Below are 24,043 nucleotides of genomic sequence, written 5' to 3' on the forward strand. Positions count from 1 at the left end.
TGTGCTTACGTTACGGCTTTCCGTTCCAGCAAAGCGGTAGAGAGGGTGCCGCTATCCACATATTCGATTTCCCCGCCCATGGGCAGGCCGCGTGCGATACGGCTGACCTGGATGCCACGGGATTTGAGCATTTGACCAATATAATGCGCAGTGGCTTCCCCTTCGGAGGTGAAGTTGGTGGCAAGAATGACTTCATTGACTGTGCCGTCTTGCGCACGTTTTAATAATTTGTCGAGATGAATATCTTTTGGGCCAATGCCATCCATCGGCGAGAGTTTGCCCATCAGCACAAAGTACTGGCCATGATAACTGCGTGTGTTTTCCAGCATCATCAGGTCGGTGGGCATTTCTACCACGCAAAGAGCGGTTTTATCGCGGGCAGTGTCCTGGCACACACTGCACACGGCGTGTTCGCTAAAGTTGTTGCAGTAGTCACAGTGGGCCAGTTTGTCGAGGGCCTGTTGCAAGCTGGCTGCCAGCAGTTGTGCGCCCTGGCGGTCGCGCTGCAGCAGGTGGTAAGCCATGCGGGTGGAAGATTTGGGGCCGACACCCGGCAGGCAGCGCAAGGCCGAAATCAGTTGTTCGAGTACCGCAGGGGAGTTCAATGCTTTTCTTTCGGCACAATCGCTATTTAAAACGGCAATTTAAAGCCTGCTGGCATGACGTTGCCCATTTTGGCCGTGGTCGTGGCTTCGACTTTGGTGGCGGCATCTTTCAATGCAATCAAGATCAGGTCTTCCAGTGTTTCCCTGTCATCCATGGCCGCATCATCAATTTGCACGCGTTTAACGGTATGGTTGCAGGTCATGACAATTTTAACCATGCCGTTACTGGCCACGCCTTCCACTTCTGTATTAGCAAGCTCGGCTTGCGCCTTTTGCATATTGGCTTGCATCATCTGGGCCTGCTTCATCATATTGCCCATGCCACCTTTCATCATTGTCTGCTCCTGTATGTGTGATGAGATTAATGTAGAGGTTTGATCGAATTGGGCACGATAGTCGCCCCCATTTCCTGCATCAGGCCTTGCACAAAGCGGTCTTGCATAATGGCTTGTGTGGCCTGGTCCTGTAACTCTGCTTTTTCAACCGCCTGTTGTTTAGCCGGTGTATTGGCCTCGTGTGAAAAATCGAGCACCAGCTTCATTTTGCGACCAAAATGACTGTTGAGGGCAATGTTCAGCTTTTCAAGGTAATTCTGGCTGGCCAGATGTTTGTGCGTCTCACTCAGCCGCAAGGTCAGGCTATTCTGGTCATAGTGTAGTAATTCACAGTTTTGCGCCAGTGCACGCGCCAGGCCCAGTTTTCCCAGCTGATTTTCCACCAGGTCCCGCCAGTTACCATTCCATTCCGCCAGGTGGCCGGGTGAAGGTTCTATGACAACCGATGCTGTAGCCGCATCAGCCATGGATGGACTGAGCAGGGCTGGCGGCGGTTCTGCTGACAACGCAACGGGTGGCAGGGCGGCTGTTTCCTGGCTCCGTCCCAGGCCAAGTGCAGCCCTGGCAGAACCTGGAGATGATGGTGAGGAAGGGGCTGTGCTTTGCATTGCCTGCGGCGTTTGAGCCGCGCGTGTCACTGTGCTCGGATGCGACGTACTGCCACCGGCAACCGCGTTGCCTGAAGTGCCTGAGCCGGGCTGACCTGACGGTGCCATGGCTTCTGTTTTGAATGCCAGCATGCGTAACAGGGTCATGGTGAAGCCTGCGTAGGCATCCGGGGCCAAACCAATATCGCGGTGTCCCAGAATGCAGATTTGATAATAAAGCTGCAATACTTCTGCGCTGAGTTGACTGGCCAGCGATAACAGCACATCACGCTCAGGATGATCATTGGCAATGGCCTGCGGACTATGCTGCGCGATCGCCAGCAAGTGCAGCAAGGCCGCCAGGTCATTCAATGCACTCTCAAAGCCTATGCTGCGTTCGTCCATCTGTTTGGCGATACTCAGCATGGCCGGTGCATCGTTTTGCAGCAGCGTGCGCACCAGGTCATACAGGTAGCTCTGGTCAATGGCCCCCAGCATATTGCGCACTTCGGCTTCCTGTACCGACTGGTTGCCATAAGCAATCGCCTGATCTGTCAGCGACAGCGCATCGCGCATGCTGCCGTTGGCTGCACGCGCGATTAACTGTAAGGCGGCTGGCTCAAATGTAATCTGCTCCTGGCCCAGAATGTCTTGCAAGTGCGCGGTAATGGTACTGGTTGCCATTTGCCGCAAGTTAAACTGCAGGCAGCGTGACAAGATGGTTACCGGTACTTTTTGCGGGTCAGTGGTGGCCAGAATGAATTTGACGTGAGCGGGTGGTTCTTCCAGTGTTTTCAGCATGGCATTGAACGCTTCTTTGGTCAGCATGTGTACTTCGTCGATCATGTAGACCTTGAAGCGACCAGAAGAGGGCGCGTAAATGGCTTGCTCCAGCAGGCTGACCATGTCGGCGATGCCACGGTTAGACGCTGCATCCATCTCCACATAATCTACATAGCGGCCGATATCAATGGCTTGGCAGGCTTCACATACGCCGCAGGGCGTGGCGGTGATGCCAGTGGCACAGTTGAGTGATTTCGCCAGAATACGTGACAAAGTGGTTTTGCCCACACCACGCGTGCCGGTAAAAAGATAGGCATGGTGCAAGCGTTGCTGGGTCAGTGCATTGCTCAGCGCTTGTACCACATGGTCTTGACCGACCAGACTGCCAAAGGTTTTAGGACGCCATTTGCGTGCCAGCACTTGGTAAGACATAACTCACTTTAGAATCCAACAGATTTGAAGCCGGACAATGCAGGTTGCATCGCATCGGAAAGCGTTACTTTAGCCTAAATTGCCTTGCAAAGCGACTGTAAATGTCGTGCGCAATCGAATTAAAGCTGAGGATAAACAAAAGGGGAAAGGGGCGAGCCCGACCCCCGGCACTTGCTCAATAGTTGTGGCTGCTTGCTTCCGCACCTGACCAGATTGGCTATCTTGCAATGCGGGGAGGCCCGCGGCGCTATTGTAGCGCAATTCGCGTAGGCTGGCCGCATTTTTTTAGATAAGCCTGTTGTCATCTCTTGGTCGAGAGCCAAAAAAATGGCTGATAATCTGCCTTCTTATGTGCCAATCAAAATGCACTTGTTTCTAGGAAAATACCATTTAATTTCTGTAACATTGATTAAGTTGGCAAACATTATGGCAACGACTGAGAAATCCTTGGCGGCTTCCGAGATTGCACGTGAAACAATCAAACAAATTGCAGTGCGTCGGGTAGAGCCAACGCCTGAAAACTATACACAAATTTATTTTGAGATTGCCGGTAAACCCGTCAAGGATGATGCCGCAAATGCTATTCGCAAGGCATTGAAACAGTTGCCACACGACACACTTGAGCAGACCAACTGGATAAACCGGTGGGAAAAACTGCTCAAGCAGGATAGCTGGCAAGGCTTGGTTGAGTTACTGACAGAGTCGATGCAGCAGCAGCTTAATCACTCCACTAAATGGCCGAATGCGCTACGTACTTTGTTGCAAGGCTGGGATGACAAAAGAGGTGGTCTTGACGCAAGTAAAAAGCGAGAGATGTTTGAGCGTGTGTTGATTAATTTTGGGGATGATGACAGTTTGTCTGACAAATTGTTGGCAATGGCCAATAATTGGCTACCTGCGGATGTGCGTGCGGCGGGCTTGCCTACTTTCGAGTTGCCCTCCGTTGCTCAGGCTGTTGAGTCAGCAGATGTGGCAAACAGTGTCCCTGCAGTCACAGTCAATGCAGTGGGATTGCCAGATGATGTACAGCAATTTCATGGTGCCTTTACTCTGTTACAAACCCTGCTCAAGCAGACTTTACACTTGGGTTTGATTCCCCGTCTGGAAGGTTATCCGGATTTGCAGTCTGAGGCAGTGGCATTGCAGGGTAGCGCAGAAAGGGCAAAAAAACTCAAAGAGTGGGAGGTTTTGGCTAAATCACTCAAGGCCTTGCTGATGCGTGTGGAGATGATTGGAGCCAAAGAGGATGATGTGCGTACCGATATTCTGCAATTATTGCACTTACTACTTGAGAATATTGGCGAATTGGTGACCGAAGACAGTTGGTTGAGTGGTCAGATCTATGCTGTGCAATCCATTATCAGTGGTCCACTGGATCGCGCCAAGTTGAAGGTTGCCGAAAAAAGCCTCAAAGAGGTCATTTACAAGCAAGGACTGGTCAAGCACAGCCTGATTGAGGCTCGTAATTCATTTAAAACACTGATAGGCACTTTTATCGACAAACTCAAGTACATGGGTGAAGCCAGTGAACAGTATAGTGGCAAAATTGAAGCCTATGCCCAGCAGCTTTCGCAAACCGATGACCTGATCAAAATTAATGAACTGGTCGATCAGTTGATGCGTGACACCTATGCTATGCAGACCGATATTTTGCGCTCCAGAGACGACATTCTGGTGCAACAAAAAGAGGCTAGTGGCACCCAGCAGCGGATAGATAAGTTACAAGATGAGCTGACACAGTTAAGCGAAGTCGTGCGTATTGACCAGTTGACGGGTGTGCTTAATCGGCGGGGCATGGATGAAGCATTTAACACCGAAATTGCAAGATTTCAGCGTGGGGGGGAGCCACTTTCGGTGGCGTTGCTGGATATTGATAATTTTAAATTGCTTAATGATCAGCACGGGCATGCCGCTGGGGATTCTGCGCTCAAGCATTTGGCAACTGTAATCAAGCGTACCGTGCGTCCTACCGACATTGTTACCCGTATGGGAGGGGAAGAGTTCGTCGTATTATTGCCTAACACGTTTCTGGAAGAGGCAGTAGTCACTATGTCGCGCTTGCAACGTGCCCTGACCAAAGAGTATTTTCTCGGGAACAATCAAAAAATGTTGATTACATTCAGTGCTGGTGTGGCTTTGTTTCAAAAAGCAGATGATATGAGTTCTATTTTGCTCCGCGCTGATCAGGCCATGTATCTGGCGAAAAAAACAGGCAAAAACAGAGTAATGACTGAAATTGACTTAAGAAAAAACGCAAGCATTTAGCTATATTTTCCAACATTAGCGCTTAACCGTTCTCCTCGTTCAGCGCAGCTCATTATTACAGTCATCCAGTCATGACTGAGCATATCCAAGTCACCCTGCTGCATGCTATGCTAACCGGCATCTATCCATGAGGTGACACGTGAGCAGCAGTCTAACCATTTCTCCCGTCGACAATGTCAAGGATGCCTTGCATGAAAGCGAGCGCAGATTCTCGGCGATTGTCTCCAGTATTCCTGGTCTGGTCTTCCAGATGCATATGACCGCAGATAAACAATGCGTGTTTACCTATTTGAGTGAAGGCTGCGAGGCATTGCTCGGCATTCCTGCTGCTGCATTGCTCAATCACGCACAAACACTCTTTGATGCAATCGAAATTAAATCTGCCAGCCAATTCAGACAGAAAATACTGCAATCAGCCAAGTATTTGAAACGGCTCGACTGGGAAGGTCGCATCTGGATTGCCGAATGGCAGGACATGAAGTGGGTGAGTATTCGTGCTACCGTAAGGGATTTAGGGCAGGGAGCCGTGCAATGGGACGGTATTATGCTTAATATTACTCAAAGCAAGCATGAGAAGCATGAAATTGAACAGGCCAGAAAAGACCTGCAAGCGCTCACCGCCCATCTCAATCAGGTCAAAGAGCAAGAAAGAGTCAGTATCGCACGTGAGATTCATGATGACTTGGGGGGTAATCTGACAGCGATGAAGTTGGGGCTATCAACTATTATCCAGCAAGCAGAGTCTGGTCAGACCGTCAGTCTTGAACACACGGCCATGTTGCAATCTATTATTAATCAGACATTTGATGCGGTACATCGCATCTCCGGCAACTTGCGCCCCAATATCCTGGATCTGGGCCTTGTTGATGCGCTGGAGTGGCAGGTGAGCCAATTCAAGAAACAATTGGGTATTGGTGCTGATTTTTCTACGAATTGCAGAGATTTTGAATGTCATCCAGACATGTCCATGGCACTCTTTCGCATTTGTCAGGAGGCACTTTCCAATATCGCTAAATATGCGCAAGCTTCTGAGGTTAATGTGCAGTTAAGCCTGCATAATGACTGCTTGCAAATGGTAATCACTGACAACGGTATCGGCTTGTTGCCTGCCGATAAAATCAAGCCTAATTCTTTTGGTCTACGTGGGATGCAAGAAAGGGCGACTGCATTGGGCGGAGACTTGATGGTTGAAAAGCCGGATGAAGAATCGGGTACTATCATACGCGTGCAAGTCCCACTGCTGAGCGAGGCAAGTGACTGACCGATTTTATAACAGGTGACAGTTAAGTTCGTACGTTCTACAATCAAACGACATCTGCTGGATTGTGTGCATCAGGTCAGTCAACGTACAAAAAGTCAGCGTGAAGAAAAAGTTAGAGGGTGTAGGTGGATAACCATAAAATTAGAGTCATCATTGTGGATGACCATGCTATTTTGCGTTCCGGGATCAAGCAGATTTTGCTTGCCAGCGGAGATATTGTGGTAGTCGGGGAAGCCGAGAATGCCATGCAGGCAATCAAGTGTGCGCGTGATATCAAAGCCGATGTCATGTTGCTCGATATTTCATTGCCAGACAAGACCGGTATTGAAGCTTTGAAGCTCATCAAGCGCGAAAACACTACACTGAATATTTTAATGCTGTCCATGTATATGGAGGATCAGTACGCTGTGCGTTCAATCCGTTCCGGGGCTTCTGGCTATCTGTGTAAGCATACCGCTTCAGAAGAGTTGCTGACGGCTATTCATACACTGGCAAAGGGCAAAAAATATATTACGTCCAGCGTTGCAGAGATCTTGGCTGATCAAGTGGGTAATGAACATGCTAATGCATTGCATGAAGCTTTGTCTGATCGTGAGTTCCAGGTCATGACTTTGATCGCTTCGGGGCTATCAGTCAGCGAAATTGCAGACAAGCTGGCTTTGTCGGTCAAGACTGTCAGCATGTACCGTACACGCCTGCTAGAAAAAATGCATCTGAAACATAATGCAGACATTACGCATTACGCAATCAAGAATCAACTGGTTTAACGCATCAATCGAGTACAAAAAAACAGGCCCTGAAAGGGCCTGTTTTTTTGGTCAGTCAATCAAGAAATTTTCTTGGCGTAATTGATCAATCCATTGGTAGAACTATCAAAGCTGGACACTGTATCCGCAGTAATCAGCTGTGGCAGAATCTGGCTGGCAATCTGTTTGCCATATTCCACGCCCCATTGATCATAGCTGTTAATGTCCCAGATCATGCCTTGCACAAAAATTTTGTGTTCATACAGTGCAATCAGTTTACCCAAAGTGTAGGGGGTCAACTGTTTAAACAGAATGGAAGTGGTTGGACGATTGCCTTCGAATACTTTATGAGGCAACAAGTCCTCGAGTGCCTGCCCACTCATACCCTGGTTTTCCAGTTCAACACGGGCTTCTTCGCGGGTTTTACCCAACATCAGTGCCTGCGTTTGTGCCAGAAAGTTGGCCAGCAGAATTTTGTGATGCTGGTCATCCGGATTGCCCACTTTATAGTGACTGTTCGCAGGCATTAAAAAGTCCGCTGGGACCATTTGCGTGCCCTGATGGATCAACTGGTAAAATGCATGCTGGCCATTGGTGCCGGCTTCTCCCCAGATTACCGGGCCTGTTTTATAGGTTACACGTGTACCATCACGGCAAATAAATTTACCGTTACTTTCCATATCCGCCTGCTGAAGGTAAGCGGCAAAGCGCGACATTCCCTGGTCATAAGGCAGAATGACGTGTGTGTCTACATGGAAAAAGTTGTTATACCAGACCCCGAGCAGCGCCATAATGACTGGCATGTTTTGCTCCAGTGGTGCGTTGAGGAAGTGCTGATCCATGGCATGACCACCTGCCAGCATTTGCTCGAAGTTGTCCATGCCGACATACAGGGCAATCGACAGGCCAATAGCTGACCATAATGAGTAACGACCACCGACCCAATCCCAGAACGCAAACATGTTCCTGGTGTCGATACCAAAGGCCTGAACAGCTTTGGCATTGGTTGATAGTGCCACAAAGTGTTTGGCAACATGCTGGTCATCTTTGGCCGCATTCAGGAACCAGCTGCGCGCGGAGTGCGCATTAGTCATGGTTTCCTGCGTGGTGAAGGTTTTGGATGCCACAATAAACAAGGTAGTTTCTGGGTTGCACGATTCCAGTACGCGCATCAAATGTGCGCCATCAATATTGGATACAAAATGCGCCTTCAAGTCTGGACTTGCATACGGCTTCAGTGCATCGCAGGCCATGACCGGGCCGAGATCTGAACCGCCAATTCCGATATTGACTATGTCGGTAATGCGTTTGCCGGTATATCCTGCCCATTGCCCGCCACGAACCTGTTCGGTAAAGCTGCGCATTTGAGCCAGCACTGCATTCACTTCTGGCATCACATCTTTGCCATCTACATACACAGGCGTGTTGCTACGATTACGCAATGCCGTGTGTAACACTGCACGGTTTTCGGTGACATTGATTTTCTCGCCGGAAAACATGCGGGCGCGCCATTGCTCAATTTGCGAGTCGCGTGCCAACTGAAACAGCAATGACAGGGTTTCTTTGGTAACTCTGTGTTTGGAAAAATCCAGCAGAATATCATCAACAGTGAGACTAAATTCTTCAAAGCGGTTCGGGTTTTTTTGGAACAAGTCGCGCATTTGAACGGTGCGCATTTCATCTTGGTGCTGGTTCAGCGCTTGCCAGCTGGGGTGTGTTGTCAATTTTGCCATGTTTTATTGTTGCTTTGGTTTTTCAAATCAATTCAATGTTATCGGGCCGATGATTCGCATTCTTTACTGCAATCTCAAGTCCGGCGAGTGTGTGACTACAGCTTATTAAGTTAGTTTATCCTGTTTTTGTAACTGAAGTATGACACCTGCCAGTGGCGGCAGGTTAAGGCTAATGGAAACAGGGTAATCCATCCACGGCACTGATTCAGTTGTACAGCCGTGAACATTGCCAATGTTACTTCCGCCATAACAAGCAGCGTCACTGTTAAAGATTTCCTGATAGTGCCCCGGCTCTGGTACGCCAAGGCGATATCGCTGACGCGGCACTGGTGTAAAATTTAGTACTATTATAGCAAAAGTATGGTCGTTCCCGCGTCTGATATAGCTTAAAATCGACTGGCTCGCATCTTGGCAATCTATCCACTGAAAGCCTTGTGCTTCAAAGTCAAAAGTGTGCAATGCATTCTGCTTGAAATACACATGATTCAAGTCGCGCATGGCGGATTGTATGCCACGATGCAACGCATGATGTTCACATTTATCTTCGGTCAAATGCCAGTCCAGGCTTTGATTCACACTCCATTCGCGGCTTTGTCCAAACTCGTTACCCATGAAGTTCAGCTTTTTGCCCGGTGTGGTCATTTGCAAGGTAAAAAGCAGTCGCAGGTTTGCAAACTGCTGCCATTTGTCACCTGGCATTTTTTCCAGCAGCGACTTTTTGCCATGGACGACTTCATCGTGTGAGAAAGGCAGTACAAAGTTTTCGGAGTAGGCATACATTTGTCCGAAAGTCAGACGGTTATGGTGGTACTGACGGTAGACTGGATCCAGCTGCATGTAAGTCAGGACATCATTCATCCAGCCCATATTCCATTTCATGCTGAAGCCCAGCCCCCCTGCATATACAGGACGGGAAACGGCAGGCCAGGCAGTAGACTCTTCAGCAATCGTGAGTACCCCTGGAAAACGCTCACCCACCATCATATTCAGTTGCTTGAGAAATTCGATGACATCGAGATTTTCACGTCCACCATACTGGTTTGGCAACCATTCACCCTCTTTGCGTGAATAGTCGAGATAAAGCATGGACGCCACTGCATCTACACGCAAGCCGTCAATATGAAACTCTTTCAGCCAATAATAAGCATTGCTCAGCAAGAAGCTGCGTACTTCATTGCGCCCATAGTTAAAAATATAGGTTCCCCAGTCCATATGCTCCCCCATTCTTGGGTCTGCATGTTCATACAGGGCAGTGCCATCAAAGCGCGCCAGTGCCCAGTCATCCTTGGGAAAGTGACCAGGAACCCAGTCCAGAATGACACCGATATTGGCCTGATGGCATCGGTCAATCAGGTATTTAAGCTCGTCAGGGCTGCCAAAGCGCTGCGTGGGGGCAAAATAACCAGTGACTTGATAGCCCCACGATTCATTGAGAGGGTGCTCGGCAATCGGTAGCAATTCAATATGGGTATATCCCATGTCTTTCACGTGCGGTATCAAACGGTCAGCCATGTCGCGATAACTCATGAAGTGGCCATTGCCGTCTCGCTGCCAACTGCCCAAATGCACTTCATAGCAGTTAAATGGTGCGTGTAACCAGTCATCTTGCTGGCGCTTTGCCAGCCAGGCTGTATCTTCCCAAGTGTAATGGCTTTGGGTGATGCGGTTAGCTGTACCCGGGCGCGCTTCAAAGGCGCGGCCATACGGGTCAACCTTGACTACTACATAGCCATGCTCACGGTTCCGAATCTCGAATTTATACAAATCATGTTCGGTGAGGTGCGGGATAAACAGTTCCCAAACGCCCGAGCTGCCATGCACGCGCATGGCATGCACCCGGCCATCCCACTGGTTAAAGCTGCCGACCACACTGACGCGTTCGGCATTGGGCGCCCATACTGCAAAGCGTACGCCATCCACACCGGCAACCTTCATCGGGATCGCGCCCAAGCTATTATATGCCTCAAACAGTTTGCCCTCTGCAAATAGATACAGATCATCGGGATTGAGCGTGGCAGGCAAGCTATAGGCATCTACGATTTCATAGGGCTCAGGATTTCCCCTTGCCTTGATCCGCAACTTAACCGGGGCCTTGATCTCTTCCTTGTCTGTGTAAGTAAACAGTCCCTGGTGATGCTTTAGTTGCAGCACTTGCCAGTTTTCTCCGATTTTGACCCATCCCTGTTCGGCCTGCGGAAAAAATACACGGATACACCAGGCTGCCCCTTTTGCTGAGCTTGCATGAACACCTAAAAACTGAAAGGGATCATGGTGGGTGGCGTCCAGAATGCGCTGAAAATGCAGCGTGTCGATGGGCTGTGTAACGGATGGTTTGGCTGACATGCGAGGGGTGTCCATTTGACTAACCTCAATCCTATCAAAAAAAGTGAAGTTTTACGCCATTTGCGCAGGAAATTACATTGTCTTTGCCAGAATTATGATGCAGACTGTGCATGTCAGCCTGTGGCCGCAGTCCCTGATGCGCCATCCTCTACCAGATGTACAGAATTGTTTGCGACCCCGGTGTTGACTTTCAGGATCAGGAAAAAAATAGGAACAGTATCATGTCTCAAGCAGTGGAGTTTGTTGAACGCAGAAAAGCTAACCGTCGACAAGAACGTCCTTCCGACCGGTTTATCAGTAACCTCACCAAAAATACCGTCGCTATTATTCTGGCAGGTGGCCGTGGCAGTCGTTTGAGGAATTTGACTGACTGGCGGGCCAAGCCAGCGGTTCAGTTCGGCGGAAAATTTCGCATTATTGATTTCCCCTTATCCAATTGCATCAACTCGGGCATCCGTCGCATCAACGTAGCAACACAATACAAAGCGCAAAGCCTGATTCAGCACGTGCAGCGTGGCTGGGGGTTTTTGCGCGGCGAGTTTAACGAATACGTCAATATCATTCCAGCCCAGCAACGATTGGGAGAAGAGTGGTACAAAGGTACGGCAGATGCCGTATATCAGAACATAGATCTGTTGCGTGAAAATGGTGGGGATTACATTTTGGTGCTGGCGGGTGACCATATCTATAAAATGGATTATGGCAAGATGCTTGCAACGCATGCGCGCAGCAACGCGGATATGACTATTGGATGCATCAATGTGCCACTGGAAGATGCTAAAGGGTTTGGCGTGCTCGAAGTCGATGGTACTGACCGCGTGGTGGCTTTTGAAGAAAAGCCAACGGCTCCTAAATCGATGCCTAATGATAATACCAAGGCATTCGCCAGCATGGGGATTTATGTGTTCAATGCCAAATTTCTTTATGAGCAATTGATCCGTGATGCCTATGATAGTAAATCCCAGCACGATTTTGGCCGGGATATTATTCCCTACATCATTCAGAAGTACCGGGTACAAGCGCACCGCTTCACCGACAGTTGCGTGGGGGCGCAAGATGGTAACTTTTACTGGCGGGATGTTGGCACTATTGATGCCTACTGGGAGGCCAATATGGAGCTCACCAAGGTTATTCCTGAACTCAATTTGTATGACAGCGAGTGGCCAATCTGGACTTATCAGGAGCAGTTGCCACCTGCCAAGTTTGTATTCAAGGACGAAGGGCGTACTGGTAAAGCTACGGATTCACTGGTGTCTGGTGGTTGTTTGATCAGTGGTTCCTGCGTTTCCAATTCGGTACTGTTTTCTGGCGTACATGTTGCGGATTATTGCAACCTGGATGGTGCCGTTGTGCTACCCAAAGTACAGATCGATGCCAATGTCACGCTGAAAAACGTGGTCATTGACCGTGGATGTCATATTCCGGCAGGCATGCAGATCGGTGTCGATCTGGAGCGCGATCGCAAGCGTTTTCACGTCTCTGAAAAGGGGATTGTACTGGTCACTCCAGATATGTTGGGACAGGATCTATACCGGGTGAAATAGTCCCGTGTGAAATTACATGCACTCAATAAGCAGGGGTGTATGGCAATCTGTTAAAGATTAAAGCAAATGAGGGTGTTAGATGTCGGATAAAAAATTGTTGCTGAATCTTTATTGGCATATGCACCAGCCTGACTACCGCGATACGGTCACTGGTGACTATGTGCTGCCTTGGACTTATTTGCACGCCCTCAAAGACTACAGTGACATGGCCTTTCACCTTGAGCAAAATCGCTCTGCCAGAGTGACGTTCAATTTCGTGCCAATATTGGTTGAGCAGCTCGAAGACTACGCCCGGCAGGCAGAGACGCAACAATGGCATGATCCTTTGTTAAGGTTACTGGCGAAGCCTGACCTCGATCACATCAGTGATGCAGAATGCGAGTTGATTGTGGAGAGCTGCTTCAAGGCGCACCATGAAAAAATGCTGAGCCCGTTTCCGCATTATCAGCGCTTGCTGCATCTCTATGAACTGGTGGCGCCTGTCATGCAGAGCGGGCAGTTTCATTACCTGACCGGACAATACAAGGCAGACCTGCTGGTTTGGTATCACCTGGCTTGGACGGGAGAGGGCTTGCGGCGTAAAAACAAAACCATTCAGGCCTTGATGCAAAAAGGGGTATTCTTTACTCTGGAGGATAGACAGTCGCTGCTGGCGGTGATCGGTGAAACTTTACAAGGGATATTGCCACGTTATAAAGCCTTGTTGGCACGTGGCCAGATTGAGGTCTCCACCACCCCTTACCATCACCCGATTTTACCTTTGCTGATTGATTTGAAAAGTGCGCATGATGCCATGCCTGATGCGCCTTTGCCGCAATCCCCTGCCTATGCTGACGGCTATACCAGGGCGGTCGCCCATGTACAGTCTGCCCAACATTACCATCAGGCAGTGTTCGCCCAGCCCGCTACTGGCATGTGGCCTGCTGAAGGTGGTGTTTCGCATGCTGCCTTGTCTTTGCTGGCCGAACAGGGCGTGCAATGGGCGGCCACCGGCCAGGCTGTGCTGGCAAATAGCCTGAAAAAAGTGGGAATGCCACCCACTGATGCCCATCAGTATTTATATCAACCTTACCGTGTCACCAATGGCCAGCAGGATATCGTCTGTTTCTTTCGTGATGATCAATTGTCGGACAAAATTGGCTTTGAATATTCCAAGCAATATGCCAGCGAGGCGGTGCGGGATTTTATTCAGACGCTGGAAAATATATATGAACATTCAGGAGATGCCGTCCCGGTGGTCAGCGTGATTCTGGACGGCGAGAATGCCTGGGAATATTATCCTTACAACGGATATTACTTTTTACAAGAGTTGTATCAGGCACTGACGCATCATGAATTTATCCAGATGACAACCTTCAGTGACATTCTGCAAAAGCATGAGCAAGGGGCACTACCCATGCCTGCGTTGTTACAGGATGTCTGTGCCGGTAGCTGGGTGTATGGCACCTTCAGTACCTGGATAGGCGAGCCGGCAAAAAACCGTGCCTGGGATTTACTGTGTGAGGCCAAACATCAGTTTGATCAGCATATCCACACATTAACTGCGGCGCAGCAGGCAAAGTGCCAGCAACAGCTGGCGGTTTGTGAAGGATCTGACTGGTTCTGGTGGTTTGGCGATTACAACAGTGCGCAAAGTGTCCAGAGTTTTGATCAGTTATATCGCAGAAACCTCACGAACCTCTATCAATTGCTAGGGTTAAGCCCGCCACCAGTCTTGCTGCAACCTATCAGTCAAGGGGGTGGCAATGCAGAAAACGCAGGCACCATGCGCAGAGGTCAAGCCTGACGGATCCCACCATGCTCAATCAATCACAACCAAAAAACCACACCCGCCAGGCGGGTGTACTCATGCATGTCACTTCGTTACCGGATGGTCAGCTCGGCCCTGATGCCTATCGCTTTGTCGATAAGCTGGTGGAATTGGGTGCCTTGGTTTGGCAGACCTTACCGGTAAACATGCCGCACGGCGATCAGTCACCCTATCAAAGTGTTTCTGCTCATGCCGGCCATGTTGGCATGATCAGCCCACAACAATTGGTTGAGCAGGGCTGGTGTTTGCATGATGAATTAAACCTGTCCCTGCCTGCACTGATTGATAAGGCAATGAGACGCGTGCAATCCGGGGGCGCGTTGTCCAGAGCAGACAGTGAGGGCCTGACTTGGTCAGGGTTTGCGCGTTTTTGCCAGACTCACCAGTACTGGCTGGAAGATTTTGCCTTATTCCTGAGCTTGCGTGAAAACCATGGTTTTCAAAGCTGGCAGCAATGGCCACAGGCGTATCGTATGCGTGACCCGCAAGCTTTACATGCTTATACAGCCATTCATCAGGAAAAGCTGACACTGATTAAATTCACTCAATATGTGTTTTTTCAACAATGGGCGCAGCTCAAAGCCTATGCCAATCTGCGTGGCGTACAGTTATTCGGCGATATTCCAATTTTTGTGGCTTATGACAGTGCCGATGTCTGGGCGCAACCTGCCGCATTTAAACTGGATGCCAATCTGGATATGACTGTCGTTGCCGGGGTGCCGCCAGACTACTTTTCCGAGACCGGGCAGCGTTGGGGTAACCCTCACTATGATTGGGTTACCATGCAGGCGGATGGTTTCAAGTGGTGGCTGGGCCGCATTGCCGTGCAATCCACCCTGTTTGATATTTTGCGAATTGATCATTTTCGCGGCTTGCAGGCGGCTTGGGAAATTCCTGTCAGCGAGCCGACTGCGATTAACGGCAGTTGGCAAGAAGCACCAGGCGATGCGTTGCTGAAAGCCATTACTGTGCAATTCCCTGTATTGCGATTGGTTGCTGAAGACTTGGGCATTATTACACCTGAAGTAGATGCCTTGCGTCATGCCTATGCTTTGCCGGGCATGAAGATTTTACAATTTGCTTTTGGTGGTGGTGAAGATAATCCATACCTGCCTGCCAATATTGAAGAAAACAGCGTCGCATATACCGGCACGCATGACAACGATACCACCGTGGGCTGGTATCAGTCTGCGCCAGAACATGTCCGTCAGCATGTGCAGCATTACCTGGCTACGGACACGCCAGATATGCCTGCCGCACTGGTGCAACTGGTGATGCAGAGCTCCGCCGATCTGGCAATTGTACCTATGCAAGATATCCTCGGGCTGGATGGGGCTGCCCGCATGAATACGCCCGGCACAGTTGACGGTAACTGGGGCTGGCGTATGCAGTGGTCGCAACTCACAACAGAGCAAGTGTATGCTTTCAGACAGATGGTCAGTGAAAGTGGTCGGATTGATGGCTGATAACTTACAGCGTTTGGGATTGGATGTCGGTGGTACCAATTTACGTCTGGGCGTATTTGAAGGCTTGCAGTTGTTGGAAGAAACGCGTTTTCAAGCGAGCTATTCCGAAATCTGCAAGCAATATCCGGCTGAAGAGGCCTGGCAAACCATTTTGCAGGTGACCTCTGAATCGATACACAACATGCTGGACCGCTACCCGGCGATCCATGCGATTGGCATTGGTTTTCCCGGCTTTATTGACCCTGAAACCGGTATTCTTGCGCAATCGCCCAATTTACCAGGATTGCTGAATGTCAATTTAGGCGCTGACCTGAGTCGCGTGCTTGGCCGTCTGGTACGCGTTGAAAACGATGCCAATACCGCGGCTTACGGAGAGTTCTGCCAGTTGGGGCAACCCGCAGGCGGTGTGCTTTATCTTGGTTTGGGCACAGGCGTGGGTGGTGGTCTGGTGGTGGATGGCAAGGTTTGGCGTGGCGTACATGGTTATGCGCTCGAAGCGGGTCATCTGATTGTGGAACCCGGTGGTCGTTTGTGCGGTTGCGGTAATCGCGGTTGCGTAGAACAATACGCCTCCGCCACTGCTATCAGTCGCAGTTACAGCGAGGCTAGCGGACAACGACTGAGTGCCTATGACATTGCGCAACTGGCGTCACAGGGCGATGAACATGCACGCAAGGCATTTGCGCTGGCTGGGGATAAACTGGCACAGGCCCTCGCGACTATCCTGAATATTGTGGATGTCGAACATGTCGTCCTTGGTGGTGGTGTGATGGCTGCATGGCACTGGATGCAAGCCGCATTTGAACAGCGACTGCAACGGGATTTGATTCCCGTGTTACGCGGTAGAATCCTGACCCATATTTCAGCCACTGCAGACCATGCCGGCATGCTGGGCGCTGCCTTGCTGGCGCGTTAAATCAGGTTTTACTTCGGGTGCTGTGCCATCGCCCAGTTCACGTGTTCTCTCACGGTTTCATTTTCATCTGTCAGCCGTGACTGCAAGGCGGACATCACAGCCTCAGAGGTCGGGGCATTGCCCAGGCCGACTGCAATGTTACGCAGCCATTGCGCGTAGCCAATACGATAAATAGCACTGCCCGCCATGCGTGCCTGAAACTCAGCTTCAGTCCAGTAAAAACAATCCACCAGGTCGGTACTGTCCAACCCGTTGCGCACGGCAAAGTCGCTTTCCTGCGTGGGTACCGCAAACTTGTTCCAGGGGCAAATCAGCTGGCAGTCATCACACCCATACACGCGGTTACCAATCAGTGGCCTGAGCGCAAGTGGAATACTGCCTTTGTGCTCAATCGTCAGGTAAGAAATACAGCGCCTGGCATCCAGCTCAAACGGGGCCACAATCGCCTGAGTCGGGCAGATATCCAGGCAGGCGTTGCAGCTCCCGCAGTGGGCAGTGGTGGGCGCGTCTACGGGTAAAGGCAGGTTGGTATAAATTTCCCCCAGAAAGAACCATGAGCCGCGCTGACGATGAATCAGCAAGGTATGCTTGCCGCGCCAGCCCAGCCCGGCTTTTTCGGCCAGTGCCACTTCCAGCACCGGTGCACTGTCGGCAAACACCCGGTATTCGAAAGCACCGTAGGTTTCCTCTATTTGTGTGCACAGCTGCTGCAGTTTCTGGCGCATGACTTTGTGATAGTCGCGCCCCATGGCATAGCGGGCAATATAGGCTTTGTTGGGGTTTGCCAGCACCTGCCAGCCATCTTCAGCGTCAGCGGGCAAATAATCCAGCCGTACTGAAATGACGCGCAGGGTGCCGGGCACCAATTCTGCAGGTCGGCTTCGCTTGCTGCCATGTTTTGCCATATAATCCATGTCGCCGTGGTATTGTTTGGCTAACCAGTCCAGCAAGCCCGGTTCAGCGGCCGACAAATCGGTGTCGGTGATGCCGATACCTGCAAACCCCAATGCACGCGCCCATTCTTTAATTGCCACTGCCATGGCCTGTGCCTGTTGCGCATCTGGCGGCGGAAGAGAAGGGTGTTGTGGTAAATGTGACATGACAGAGACGTATTCTACACAGATTTTAAAAGACGAAGCAGCCACACTCCATGCGGCCAGCATCCTTGCCAGGCAACTCAAGCTCGGTCAGGTCATTTACTTGCATGGCGATCTGGGCGCTGGAAAGACCACGCTGGTGCGAGGGATCTTGCATGCGCTGGGCCATGTGGGCAAGGTCAAAAGCCCCACCTATACTATCGTCGAATCCTACCCGCTCGCGATTGGGCCATGTCATCACTTTGATTTGTACCGCTTTCAAGACCCTGAGGAGTGGGAAGCCGCCGGATTTCGTGATGACTTCAATGCAGAGAGTATTTGCCTGGTAGAGTGGCCCGAAAAAGCAGGTGATTTATTGCCAGTGGCCGATATCGAGATTCACTTCGATATCCTGCCTGAAGGCCGTGTGTTACATATCAGCAGCCAGCAAGCATTGGCATTGGAAGCTATATGTCAGTGAAGGGCATGACGATGGTCAAGCAATGGCTACTGGCCATGCTGTGCGCGGCAAGTACCCTGTCGGCACAGGCCGCTGAGGTAATTCTGGCGAACCTGCATCATCAGGGCGCGCAGGTGCAACTGGAGCTGTTACTTGACCAGCAGGTGAAATACCGTGTGTTCACGCTGGATAATCCGTTTCGCGTGGTGATTGATCTGGATACCGTCACTATCAACCCTGCCTTAAAAGCTTTGCCACAACTGGTAGACCCGCAACATCCTTATCTGGCAAAAATACGTATTGCCCCTTATACCGAAACAACGACACGACTGGTGTTTGATATCAAAACCACGGTCAAGCCATTGGTGACCGACATGAATGCGGGCAGCCAGCAACAGCAACGGCTGGCGATCAGCATTGCGCCTGCCACGTCACCGCCTGAGGACTCGGCGGTTGTTGTACCTACGCTGACTCACTCCAGACAGTTGCAAGAAACGCCCAGCGAATCAGCTGCTGAAAAAGCACCTGCAAGTGCAGAAGTCGCTCATGCTGCAGAAAGTAATATGGTTAAAGAAAAACCAGCCGACACTAAAGCGCCTGCAGGCGATACCCTTGCCAATAAACCGCCCAAACAAGCCAAACCGGGTCAAAAAATCATCACCATCGCACTCGATGCCGGGCATGGTGGCGAAGACCCGGGTGCCAGAGGGGCGAGGGGCAGCAATGAAAAAGACATCACCCTCGCCATCGTCAAAAAACTCAAGCAGCAGATCGATGCCGAAGACAACATGCAAGCGGTACTGATCCGCGATGGTGATTATTTTGTGCCTTTGGGCGACCGTGTGAAAAAAGCGCGCGCAGCCAAAGCTGATTTGTTTATCTCTGTCCACGCCGACTCTTTTGTCAACAGCACCGCCAAAGGCTCCTCCGTATTTGCCTTGTCTGAGCGCGGCGCCACCAGTGCTGGTGCGCGTTACCTGGCGAAAAAGGAAAACGCGGTGGACTTGATTGGCGGTGTGTCGCTGGATACGCGCGATATGGATTTAGCGAGAACGCTGCTCGATTTATCTCAAACAGCAACGATTCACGACAGTATCCGTATGGGTAAGGCCGTATTGCACCGCATTGCAAAAATCAACACCCTGCATTCAAAGTATGTTGAACAAGCGGCATTTGCGGTGCTGAAATCACCGGATATTCCGTCGATTCTGGTGGAAACCGCCTTTATCAGTAACCCGGAAGAAGAAGCAAAACTGAATGATGATGCTTATCAGGATAAGCTGGTGAATGCGATTTTGTCGGGGGTGAAGTCTTATATTGCAACGAACCCTTCGTTTGCCAAGAAATAAGCTTTTTTGGAGTTCTTGGAAATGGTCATTGCCTTTCTTTTCGCCTTTAGGCGAGTCACTTTTCTTTGCTTGCACAAAGAACAAGTCACCAAAAGAAAGTGCACCCCAGCTTCCGCTTATTTCCTGCGTTGCTCGTCAAAATAAGCGGTCGCGAAACTCATCCTAGCGGTCTGCATACTACGCAGCCCACCGCGGGGTTCAAACAGCCGCTCCCTTCACCTTATTTTGCCTGCGTTACTCGGCGCGGCAGATGGGGACCCCACTACCTCACCCCCAGCCCTCTACTGTAAGGAGAGAGAGCTAGACGTTGTGGATTTGATTTAAAGAAATCACCATAGAGCAAATTAATTGGATGCTTTTAAAACCTGAACTGATATGCGCTCATTGGATTTTCTGGGCCCCCATCTGCCGCACGCTGTGATCAAAACAGTGCAACGCAGGGTTGACGGGAGTCTTCGGCCATCGGCTGTTTGAGTTCCGCAGTGGCTTGCGTCTTGTGCAAGCCGCCAGGGCGAGTTTCGATGGACACCCGGCAAGCCGAGTAGCGCAAGGATGAAGCGGAAGCTGGGGTGTCCTGTTCTTTGCCTTCTTTTTTATGGACAAGCATAAGAAAGAATGGTCGGCTGAAGGCGAAAAGCAACCTAACCTACTGTCTATCCCCACTCAAGGCCCAATAAAGCAAAACGAAACCTACCTCTGCTGCCATTTTCTTTTAACGATACTGGGCCAACTCCACTTCTCTCTGCGTCTTCCCATATCCAGCCTGCACGCGCAGGGCGCGGCCAATAAATGCATTGAGCTTTTTCCTGGCGTCATCAATCAGCGCGCTATCCACAAAGATGCGTGGATATTGATAACTCAACCAGCTATACAAACTCAAATGCTGGCAAATCAGCTCGGCCTGTTCCAGATACTGTGCTTGTTGGCCATGTAGCCACTCTGGGAGTTGCGGCAACGGTCTGGCTTGCTGCAAGGCCACGGCTTGCACGCATTGCACAAAATAATCCCGCGCAATCGGCACCTGTATCGCCAGTGGCGCGCACATCAGGCGGACTTTGTCCCGCATGGGCAGTTGCGGGGCCACTTCATCAATGATTGCCGCCTGCTGCGCTTGCAGTGCAGTGATTTGCCATCGCAGGTGTTGCGTCGCGCCTTGTGTCTGATATTGCCTGTGCAGATACTCCACGCATTCTGCCAGTCGCCAGGTAGGGATTCTCAGGCTCAGGGCTTCGATATCACCGCCGCCTACTGCAATCGGCAAGGCAAACAGCGGCACTCGGTCATCCGCATCCAGCATGGCGTGCAAATGCCATTGCTCGTCATCTTCCAGCACGGTCACATAGCCGGTGTCATACAGTCCGTGTCGCCCGGCGCGACCGGCAATCTGTCGCATTTCGGTGGCGTTGAGCGGGCGCGGCGCGATGCCGTCAAATTTGTGGATATTGGCAAAAATCACGCGGCGGATCGGCAAATTCAAGCCCATGCCAATCGCGTCAGTGGCCACCAGTATCTGCGCCTCGCCACTGGCAAAGCGGGCGGATTCACCACGCCTGACTTCAGGCGACAGCGCACCGTATATGGTGGCGACGGTCAAGCCCCATTGACGGATGCGGGCGGCGAGGGTGAGCACGTCTTTGCGGCTAAAGGCGATGATGGCATCGCCCGCTTGCAGTGCCTTGCGCAGCTTGGCGGCATGGTAACGCGCGCCACAAACACTGTGGTCTTCAATCAGCAAGGGCGTCATGCGCTGCAAATGGGTGAGGGTGTAGGGTTCATTCAGCGTATCGAGCACACGCGTGCAACTGCTGGTCACGCTGTTGGCCCCGCAGATAAACACTTGTTTGGCCGGTACACCGACCAGTGCTGCTGTCCACGCGCTGCCACGGTCAGGGTCCATCAGCATCTGGATTTCATCAATTACGGCCACATCGACGGCGACCTCTGGTCGCAGCATTTCGATGGTAGAGGCGGTATGCCTGGCGCCCGGCACCATGATGCGCTCTTCACCCGTGACCAGATTGCACGATACGCCAGCCTGCATCAGCCGGTCACGCACCTCCATTGCCAGCAGGCGTAAGGGCGCGAGATAGACACCGGATTCAGCCTGCCGCAAGCTTTCCAGTGCATGATACGTTTTGCCGGAATTGGTGGGGCCAACGTAGAAGTGATGCTGGCGGCCCAACTGGCGGGCGAGGGTAAAGCGGGATAAATAATCCTGAAATTCATAGTCAAACATGCAGGCATTCTACCAAACGGTTTAAAATAGCTGGATGAAAATCCAACTGTTACCCGACCAACTGATTTCACAAATTGCTGCAGGCGAGGTGGTTGAGCGCCCGGCTTCTGCACTTAAAGAACTGCTTGAGAATAGCGTGGATGCGGGCAGTAGCAAGATTGAAGTGGCCTTAATGCAGGGCGGCACCAAGCTGATGCGCGTGAGCGATGATGGTGGTGGCATTGCCAAAGAGGAGCTGGCGCTCGCGCTGACCCGTCATGCCACCAGTAAAATCCAGAGTCTGGAAGATCTCGAGCAGGTGGGCAGCCTGGGCTTCAGAGGCGAAGCTCTGGCCAGTATCGCCTCCATTTCCCGCACCATCCTCACCAGCCGTGAACAGGCCGCCAGCCACGCCTGGCAAATTGTTGCCGAGGGCACGCAGTCGCAGGCACTCAGTCCCGCTGCGCTGGATGCAGGCACCATTGTGGAAGTGCATGATTTGTACTTTAACACCCCGGCCCGGCGCAAGTTTCTCAAAACCGAAAACACCGAGTTTGGTCACTGCGAAGATGCGTTCACCCGCATCGCGCTGTCACGCCCGAATATTGGTTTTCTGTTGCAGCATAATGGTAAGGCGGTGATGCGGCTGTCGGCCAATACGCCTCAGCAACGTATTACCGATGTGCTTGGTAATGAATTTGCCACGCAAAGCGTCTGGCTGGATGAAGCCAGTGCAGGCTTGCGCCTGTGGGGCATGACCGCTTCACCCACCTATCAGCGCCACAGCCGAGATACGCAATATGTGTTTGTAAATGGCCGTTTTGTGCGCGACAAACTCATCGCCCACGCCATCAAGCAAGCCTATCAGGATGTATTGCATGGCGATAAGCACCCGGCCTTTGTACTGTTTCTGGAACTGGATCCGTCACTGGTTGATGTCAACGTACATCCGGCCAAAACCGAAGTCCGCTTCCGCGAATCGCAAGCCGTACACCGCTTTATCTTCCATAGCCTGCACAAGGCCTTGGGCAAAACTTCAGCAGAGATTCAAGCCAGCCAGCCGGTGCAAGCGCCGTTTAACCCGTTTACGCCCAGCGTTGCCAGCATGCCGCGCGAGCAGGTTGAAATGCCATTGCAAAGCCGACCAGCATTGGGCGGCCATTATCAGCCAAGTGGCGTGAGCAATGGCGCGGCCATCGCGCAGCAATTTTACGGTCAGCTTTATGGTGATCTCAACCCTGTTAATCAGGGGGGCGAGCAAAAAAGTCATGCTTATCCTGTAAACAGCTACTCAGCAGAAATTGCCGAGTCGACCACGCTAACCAGTGAGGCCCCGCAACAGTATCCCTTAGGCTTTGCTGTGGGCCAGCTCCATGGCATTTACATTCTTGCCCAGAATACCCAGGGCATGGTGGTAGTCGATATGCATGCTGCGCATGAGCGCATCATGTACGAGCGCCTGAAAAACGCTCTGAGTGAACAAGCCATTGCCACACAACCTTTACTCATTCCCATCAGTTTTTACGCGGAAAAGGTTGAAGTCGCCACGCTGCAAGCCCTGCAAGGGACGGACACCTTGCAACAACTCGGTTTTGATTTAGCCACTTTATCACCCACCACCATCGCAATCCGCGCCATCCCCACCATATTGCAAGGGGCCGATGCCGTGGCGCTGGCCCGTGCCGTGTTACGCGACCTGCACGAATACGGCGCCAGCCGCGTGCTGCTGGAAAGGCAAAACGAAGTATTAGGCACCATGGCCTGCCATGCGGCAGTGCGTGCGAACAGACAACTGACCATGACGGAAATGAATGCCTTGCTCAGAGATATGGAAGCTACGGAGCGAAGCGGGCAGTGCAACCATGGCAGGCCGACCTGGTTTCAGGTGAGTTTGAATGATTTGGACAAGATGTTTATGCGCGGGCAATAGCCGTTGATGCCCTTATTTTAAAAGCATTCTTGCTTTATTCAGAGGTGGCCCCGTTTAGTTGGACAGAATGTTTGAAGTTTTAAGTGAAATATCTTGCGATTCTGTTTAAGCTGCCTTGGGTGTTGCGGGCAGGTGTTTAAAGTAAAACTCATCCGGCGTCAGCCTGTCAAGCGAACTGTGCGGGCGG

The 24,043-nt window shown here is 51.2% G+C and carries 18 protein-coding genes and 1 other RNA gene; 10 read left to right on the plus strand and 9 right to left on the minus strand.

What is annotated here, in order from left to right:
- Positions 1-5: 5 nt before the first annotated feature.
- The 4 genes from recR to ffs all read right to left on the minus strand — a co-directional run bounded on the left by recR (position 6) and on the right by ffs (position 2,986).
- On the minus strand, positions 6-605 hold the full coding sequence (recR, locus tag Q9291_RS11575) for a recombination mediator RecR (protein WP_306390211.1): 600 nt from the start codon (positions 603-605) through the stop codon (positions 6-8).
- Between the two features lie 26 nt (positions 606-631).
- Positions 632-940: a YbaB/EbfC family nucleoid-associated protein gene (locus tag Q9291_RS11580; RefSeq protein ID WP_306390212.1), complete on the minus strand. Its 309-nt coding sequence runs from the start codon at positions 938-940 to the stop codon at positions 632-634.
- 26 nt (positions 941-966) lie between these two features.
- Positions 967-2,742 carry a DNA polymerase III subunit gamma/tau gene (dnaX, locus tag Q9291_RS11585; protein WP_306390213.1) on the minus strand — a complete coding sequence of 592 codons (1,776 nt, stop codon included), beginning with the start codon at positions 2,740-2,742 and terminating at the stop codon, positions 967-969.
- 147 nt (positions 2,743-2,889) lie between these two features.
- An RNA gene (gene ffs, locus Q9291_RS11590) (signal recognition particle sRNA small type) lies at positions 2,890-2,986 on the minus strand.
- Positions 2,987-3,168: 182 nt separating this feature from the next.
- Between ffs and Q9291_RS11595 the strand changes: the two genes are divergently transcribed.
- The 3 genes from Q9291_RS11595 to Q9291_RS11605 all read left to right on the plus strand — a co-directional run bounded on the left by Q9291_RS11595 (position 3,169) and on the right by Q9291_RS11605 (position 7,035).
- Positions 3,169-5,007 (plus strand): GGDEF domain-containing protein, encoded by a 1,839-nt coding sequence (locus Q9291_RS11595; RefSeq protein ID WP_306390214.1) that lies wholly within the window; start codon positions 3,169-3,171, stop codon positions 5,005-5,007.
- 139 nt (positions 5,008-5,146) lie between these two features.
- Positions 5,147-6,268, plus strand: a complete 1,122-nt coding sequence (locus Q9291_RS11600; RefSeq protein ID WP_306390216.1) for a PAS domain-containing sensor histidine kinase — start codon at positions 5,147-5,149, stop codon at positions 6,266-6,268.
- Between the two features lie 125 nt (positions 6,269-6,393).
- The gene (locus Q9291_RS11605; protein WP_306390217.1) at positions 6,394-7,035 is read left to right on the plus strand and encodes a response regulator; all 642 of its coding nucleotides are present in this window, start codon (positions 6,394-6,396) and stop codon (positions 7,033-7,035) included.
- Positions 7,036-7,094: 59 nt separating this feature from the next.
- Here Q9291_RS11605 and pgi read toward each other — a convergent pair whose 3' ends face one another.
- A complete protein-coding gene (gene pgi, locus Q9291_RS11610) occupies positions 7,095-8,747 on the minus strand; it encodes a glucose-6-phosphate isomerase (protein ID WP_306390218.1) in 1,653 nt (550 codons plus the stop codon).
- 105 nt (positions 8,748-8,852) lie between these two features.
- Positions 8,853-11,105: a 1,4-alpha-glucan branching protein GlgB gene (glgB, locus tag Q9291_RS11615; protein ID WP_440971586.1), complete on the minus strand. Its 2,253-nt coding sequence runs from the start codon at positions 11,103-11,105 to the stop codon at positions 8,853-8,855.
- A gap of 206 nt (positions 11,106-11,311) precedes the next feature.
- Here glgB and glgC point away from each other — a divergent pair, with 206 nt between their 5' ends.
- The 4 genes from glgC to Q9291_RS11635 all read left to right on the plus strand — a co-directional run bounded on the left by glgC (position 11,312) and on the right by Q9291_RS11635 (position 16,826).
- A complete protein-coding gene (gene glgC / locus Q9291_RS11620) occupies positions 11,312-12,634 on the plus strand; it encodes a glucose-1-phosphate adenylyltransferase (protein WP_306390219.1) in 1,323 nt (440 codons plus the stop codon).
- A 79-nt stretch (positions 12,635-12,713) separates the two neighbouring features.
- Positions 12,714-14,420, plus strand: a complete 1,707-nt coding sequence (locus Q9291_RS11625) for a glycoside hydrolase family 57 protein (RefSeq protein WP_306390220.1) — start codon at positions 12,714-12,716, stop codon at positions 14,418-14,420.
- A gap of 11 nt (positions 14,421-14,431) precedes the next feature.
- Positions 14,432-15,910 carry a 4-alpha-glucanotransferase gene (gene malQ / locus Q9291_RS11630; RefSeq protein ID WP_306390222.1) on the plus strand — a complete coding sequence of 493 codons (1,479 nt, stop codon included), beginning with the start codon at positions 14,432-14,434 and terminating at the stop codon, positions 15,908-15,910.
- Positions 15,903-16,826, plus strand: a complete 924-nt coding sequence (locus Q9291_RS11635; protein ID WP_306390223.1) for an ROK family protein — start codon at positions 15,903-15,905, stop codon at positions 16,824-16,826. Before malQ ends, Q9291_RS11635 begins: the two co-directional genes overlap by 8 nt.
- Before the next feature lie 8 nt (positions 16,827-16,834).
- On the opposite strand, the gene queG is transcribed toward Q9291_RS11635, so the two are convergent.
- Positions 16,835-17,926 (minus strand): tRNA epoxyqueuosine(34) reductase QueG, encoded by a 1,092-nt coding sequence (queG, locus tag Q9291_RS11640; protein WP_306390224.1) that lies wholly within the window; start codon positions 17,924-17,926, stop codon positions 16,835-16,837.
- Between queG and tsaE the strand changes: the two genes are divergently transcribed.
- Both tsaE and Q9291_RS11650 read left to right on the plus strand, forming a co-directional pair.
- Entirely contained in the window at positions 17,925-18,383 is a 459-nt protein-coding gene (gene tsaE / locus Q9291_RS11645) for a tRNA (adenosine(37)-N6)-threonylcarbamoyltransferase complex ATPase subunit type 1 TsaE (RefSeq protein ID WP_306390225.1), read from the plus strand. The genes queG and tsaE overlap by 2 nt on opposite strands.
- Entirely contained in the window at positions 18,374-19,711 is a 1,338-nt protein-coding gene (locus Q9291_RS11650) for an N-acetylmuramoyl-L-alanine amidase (protein ID WP_306390226.1), read from the plus strand. The genes tsaE and Q9291_RS11650 overlap by 10 nt, the downstream gene beginning before the upstream one ends.
- 421 nt (positions 19,712-20,132) lie before the next feature.
- Here Q9291_RS11650 and Q9291_RS11655 read toward each other — a convergent pair whose 3' ends face one another.
- Together Q9291_RS11655 and Q9291_RS11660 are read right to left on the minus strand one after the other, a co-directional pair.
- A complete protein-coding gene (locus Q9291_RS11655) occupies positions 20,133-20,318 on the minus strand; it encodes a hypothetical protein (protein ID WP_306390227.1) in 186 nt (61 codons plus the stop codon).
- A gap of 105 nt (positions 20,319-20,423) precedes the next feature.
- Positions 20,424-21,947: a helicase-related protein gene (locus Q9291_RS11660; RefSeq protein ID WP_306390228.1), complete on the minus strand. Its 1,524-nt coding sequence runs from the start codon at positions 21,945-21,947 to the stop codon at positions 20,424-20,426.
- A gap of 34 nt (positions 21,948-21,981) precedes the next feature.
- Here Q9291_RS11660 and mutL point away from each other — a divergent pair, with 34 nt between their 5' ends.
- Positions 21,982-23,856, plus strand: a complete 1,875-nt coding sequence (gene mutL / locus Q9291_RS11665) for a DNA mismatch repair endonuclease MutL (protein WP_306390229.1) — start codon at positions 21,982-21,984, stop codon at positions 23,854-23,856.
- Positions 23,857-24,043 lie beyond the last annotated feature (187 nt).

The organism is Methylophilus aquaticus, assembly GCF_030769565.1.
Classification (GTDB): Bacteria; Pseudomonadota; Gammaproteobacteria; order Burkholderiales; family Methylophilaceae; genus Methylophilus; species Methylophilus aquaticus.

Coding starts and splice junctions, on each gene's coding strand:
- Q9291_RS11580 (WP_306390212.1), bottom strand. CDS start 940: ATGATGAAAGGTGGCATGGGCAATATGATGAAGCAGGCCCAGATGATG.
- dnaX (WP_306390213.1), bottom strand. CDS start 2,742: ATGTCTTACCAAGTGCTGGCACGCAAATGGCGTCCTAAAACCTTTGGC.
- Q9291_RS11595 (WP_306390214.1), top strand. CDS start 3,169: ATGGCAACGACTGAGAAATCCTTGGCGGCTTCCGAGATTGCACGTGAA.
- pgi (WP_306390218.1), bottom strand. CDS start 8,747: ATGGCAAAATTGACAACACACCCCAGCTGGCAAGCGCTGAACCAGCAC.
- glgB (WP_440971586.1), bottom strand. CDS start 11,105: ATGGACACCCCTCGCATGTCAGCCAAACCATCCGTTACACAGCCCATC.
- glgC (WP_306390219.1), top strand. CDS start 11,312: ATGTCTCAAGCAGTGGAGTTTGTTGAACGCAGAAAAGCTAACCGTCGA.
- Q9291_RS11625 (WP_306390220.1), top strand. CDS start 12,714: ATGTCGGATAAAAAATTGTTGCTGAATCTTTATTGGCATATGCACCAG.
- malQ (WP_306390222.1), top strand. CDS start 14,432: ATGCTCAATCAATCACAACCAAAAAACCACACCCGCCAGGCGGGTGTA.
- Q9291_RS11635 (WP_306390223.1), top strand. CDS start 15,903: ATGGCTGATAACTTACAGCGTTTGGGATTGGATGTCGGTGGTACCAAT.
- tsaE (WP_306390225.1), top strand. CDS start 17,925: ATGACAGAGACGTATTCTACACAGATTTTAAAAGACGAAGCAGCCACA.
- queG (WP_306390224.1), bottom strand. CDS start 17,926: ATGTCACATTTACCACAACACCCTTCTCTTCCGCCGCCAGATGCGCAA.
- Q9291_RS11650 (WP_306390226.1), top strand. CDS start 18,374: ATGTCAGTGAAGGGCATGACGATGGTCAAGCAATGGCTACTGGCCATG.
- Q9291_RS11655 (WP_306390227.1), bottom strand. CDS start 20,318: ATGCTTGTCCATAAAAAAGAAGGCAAAGAACAGGACACCCCAGCTTCC.
- Q9291_RS11660 (WP_306390228.1), bottom strand. CDS start 21,947: ATGTTTGACTATGAATTTCAGGATTATTTATCCCGCTTTACCCTCGCC.
- mutL (WP_306390229.1), top strand. CDS start 21,982: ATGAAAATCCAACTGTTACCCGACCAACTGATTTCACAAATTGCTGCA.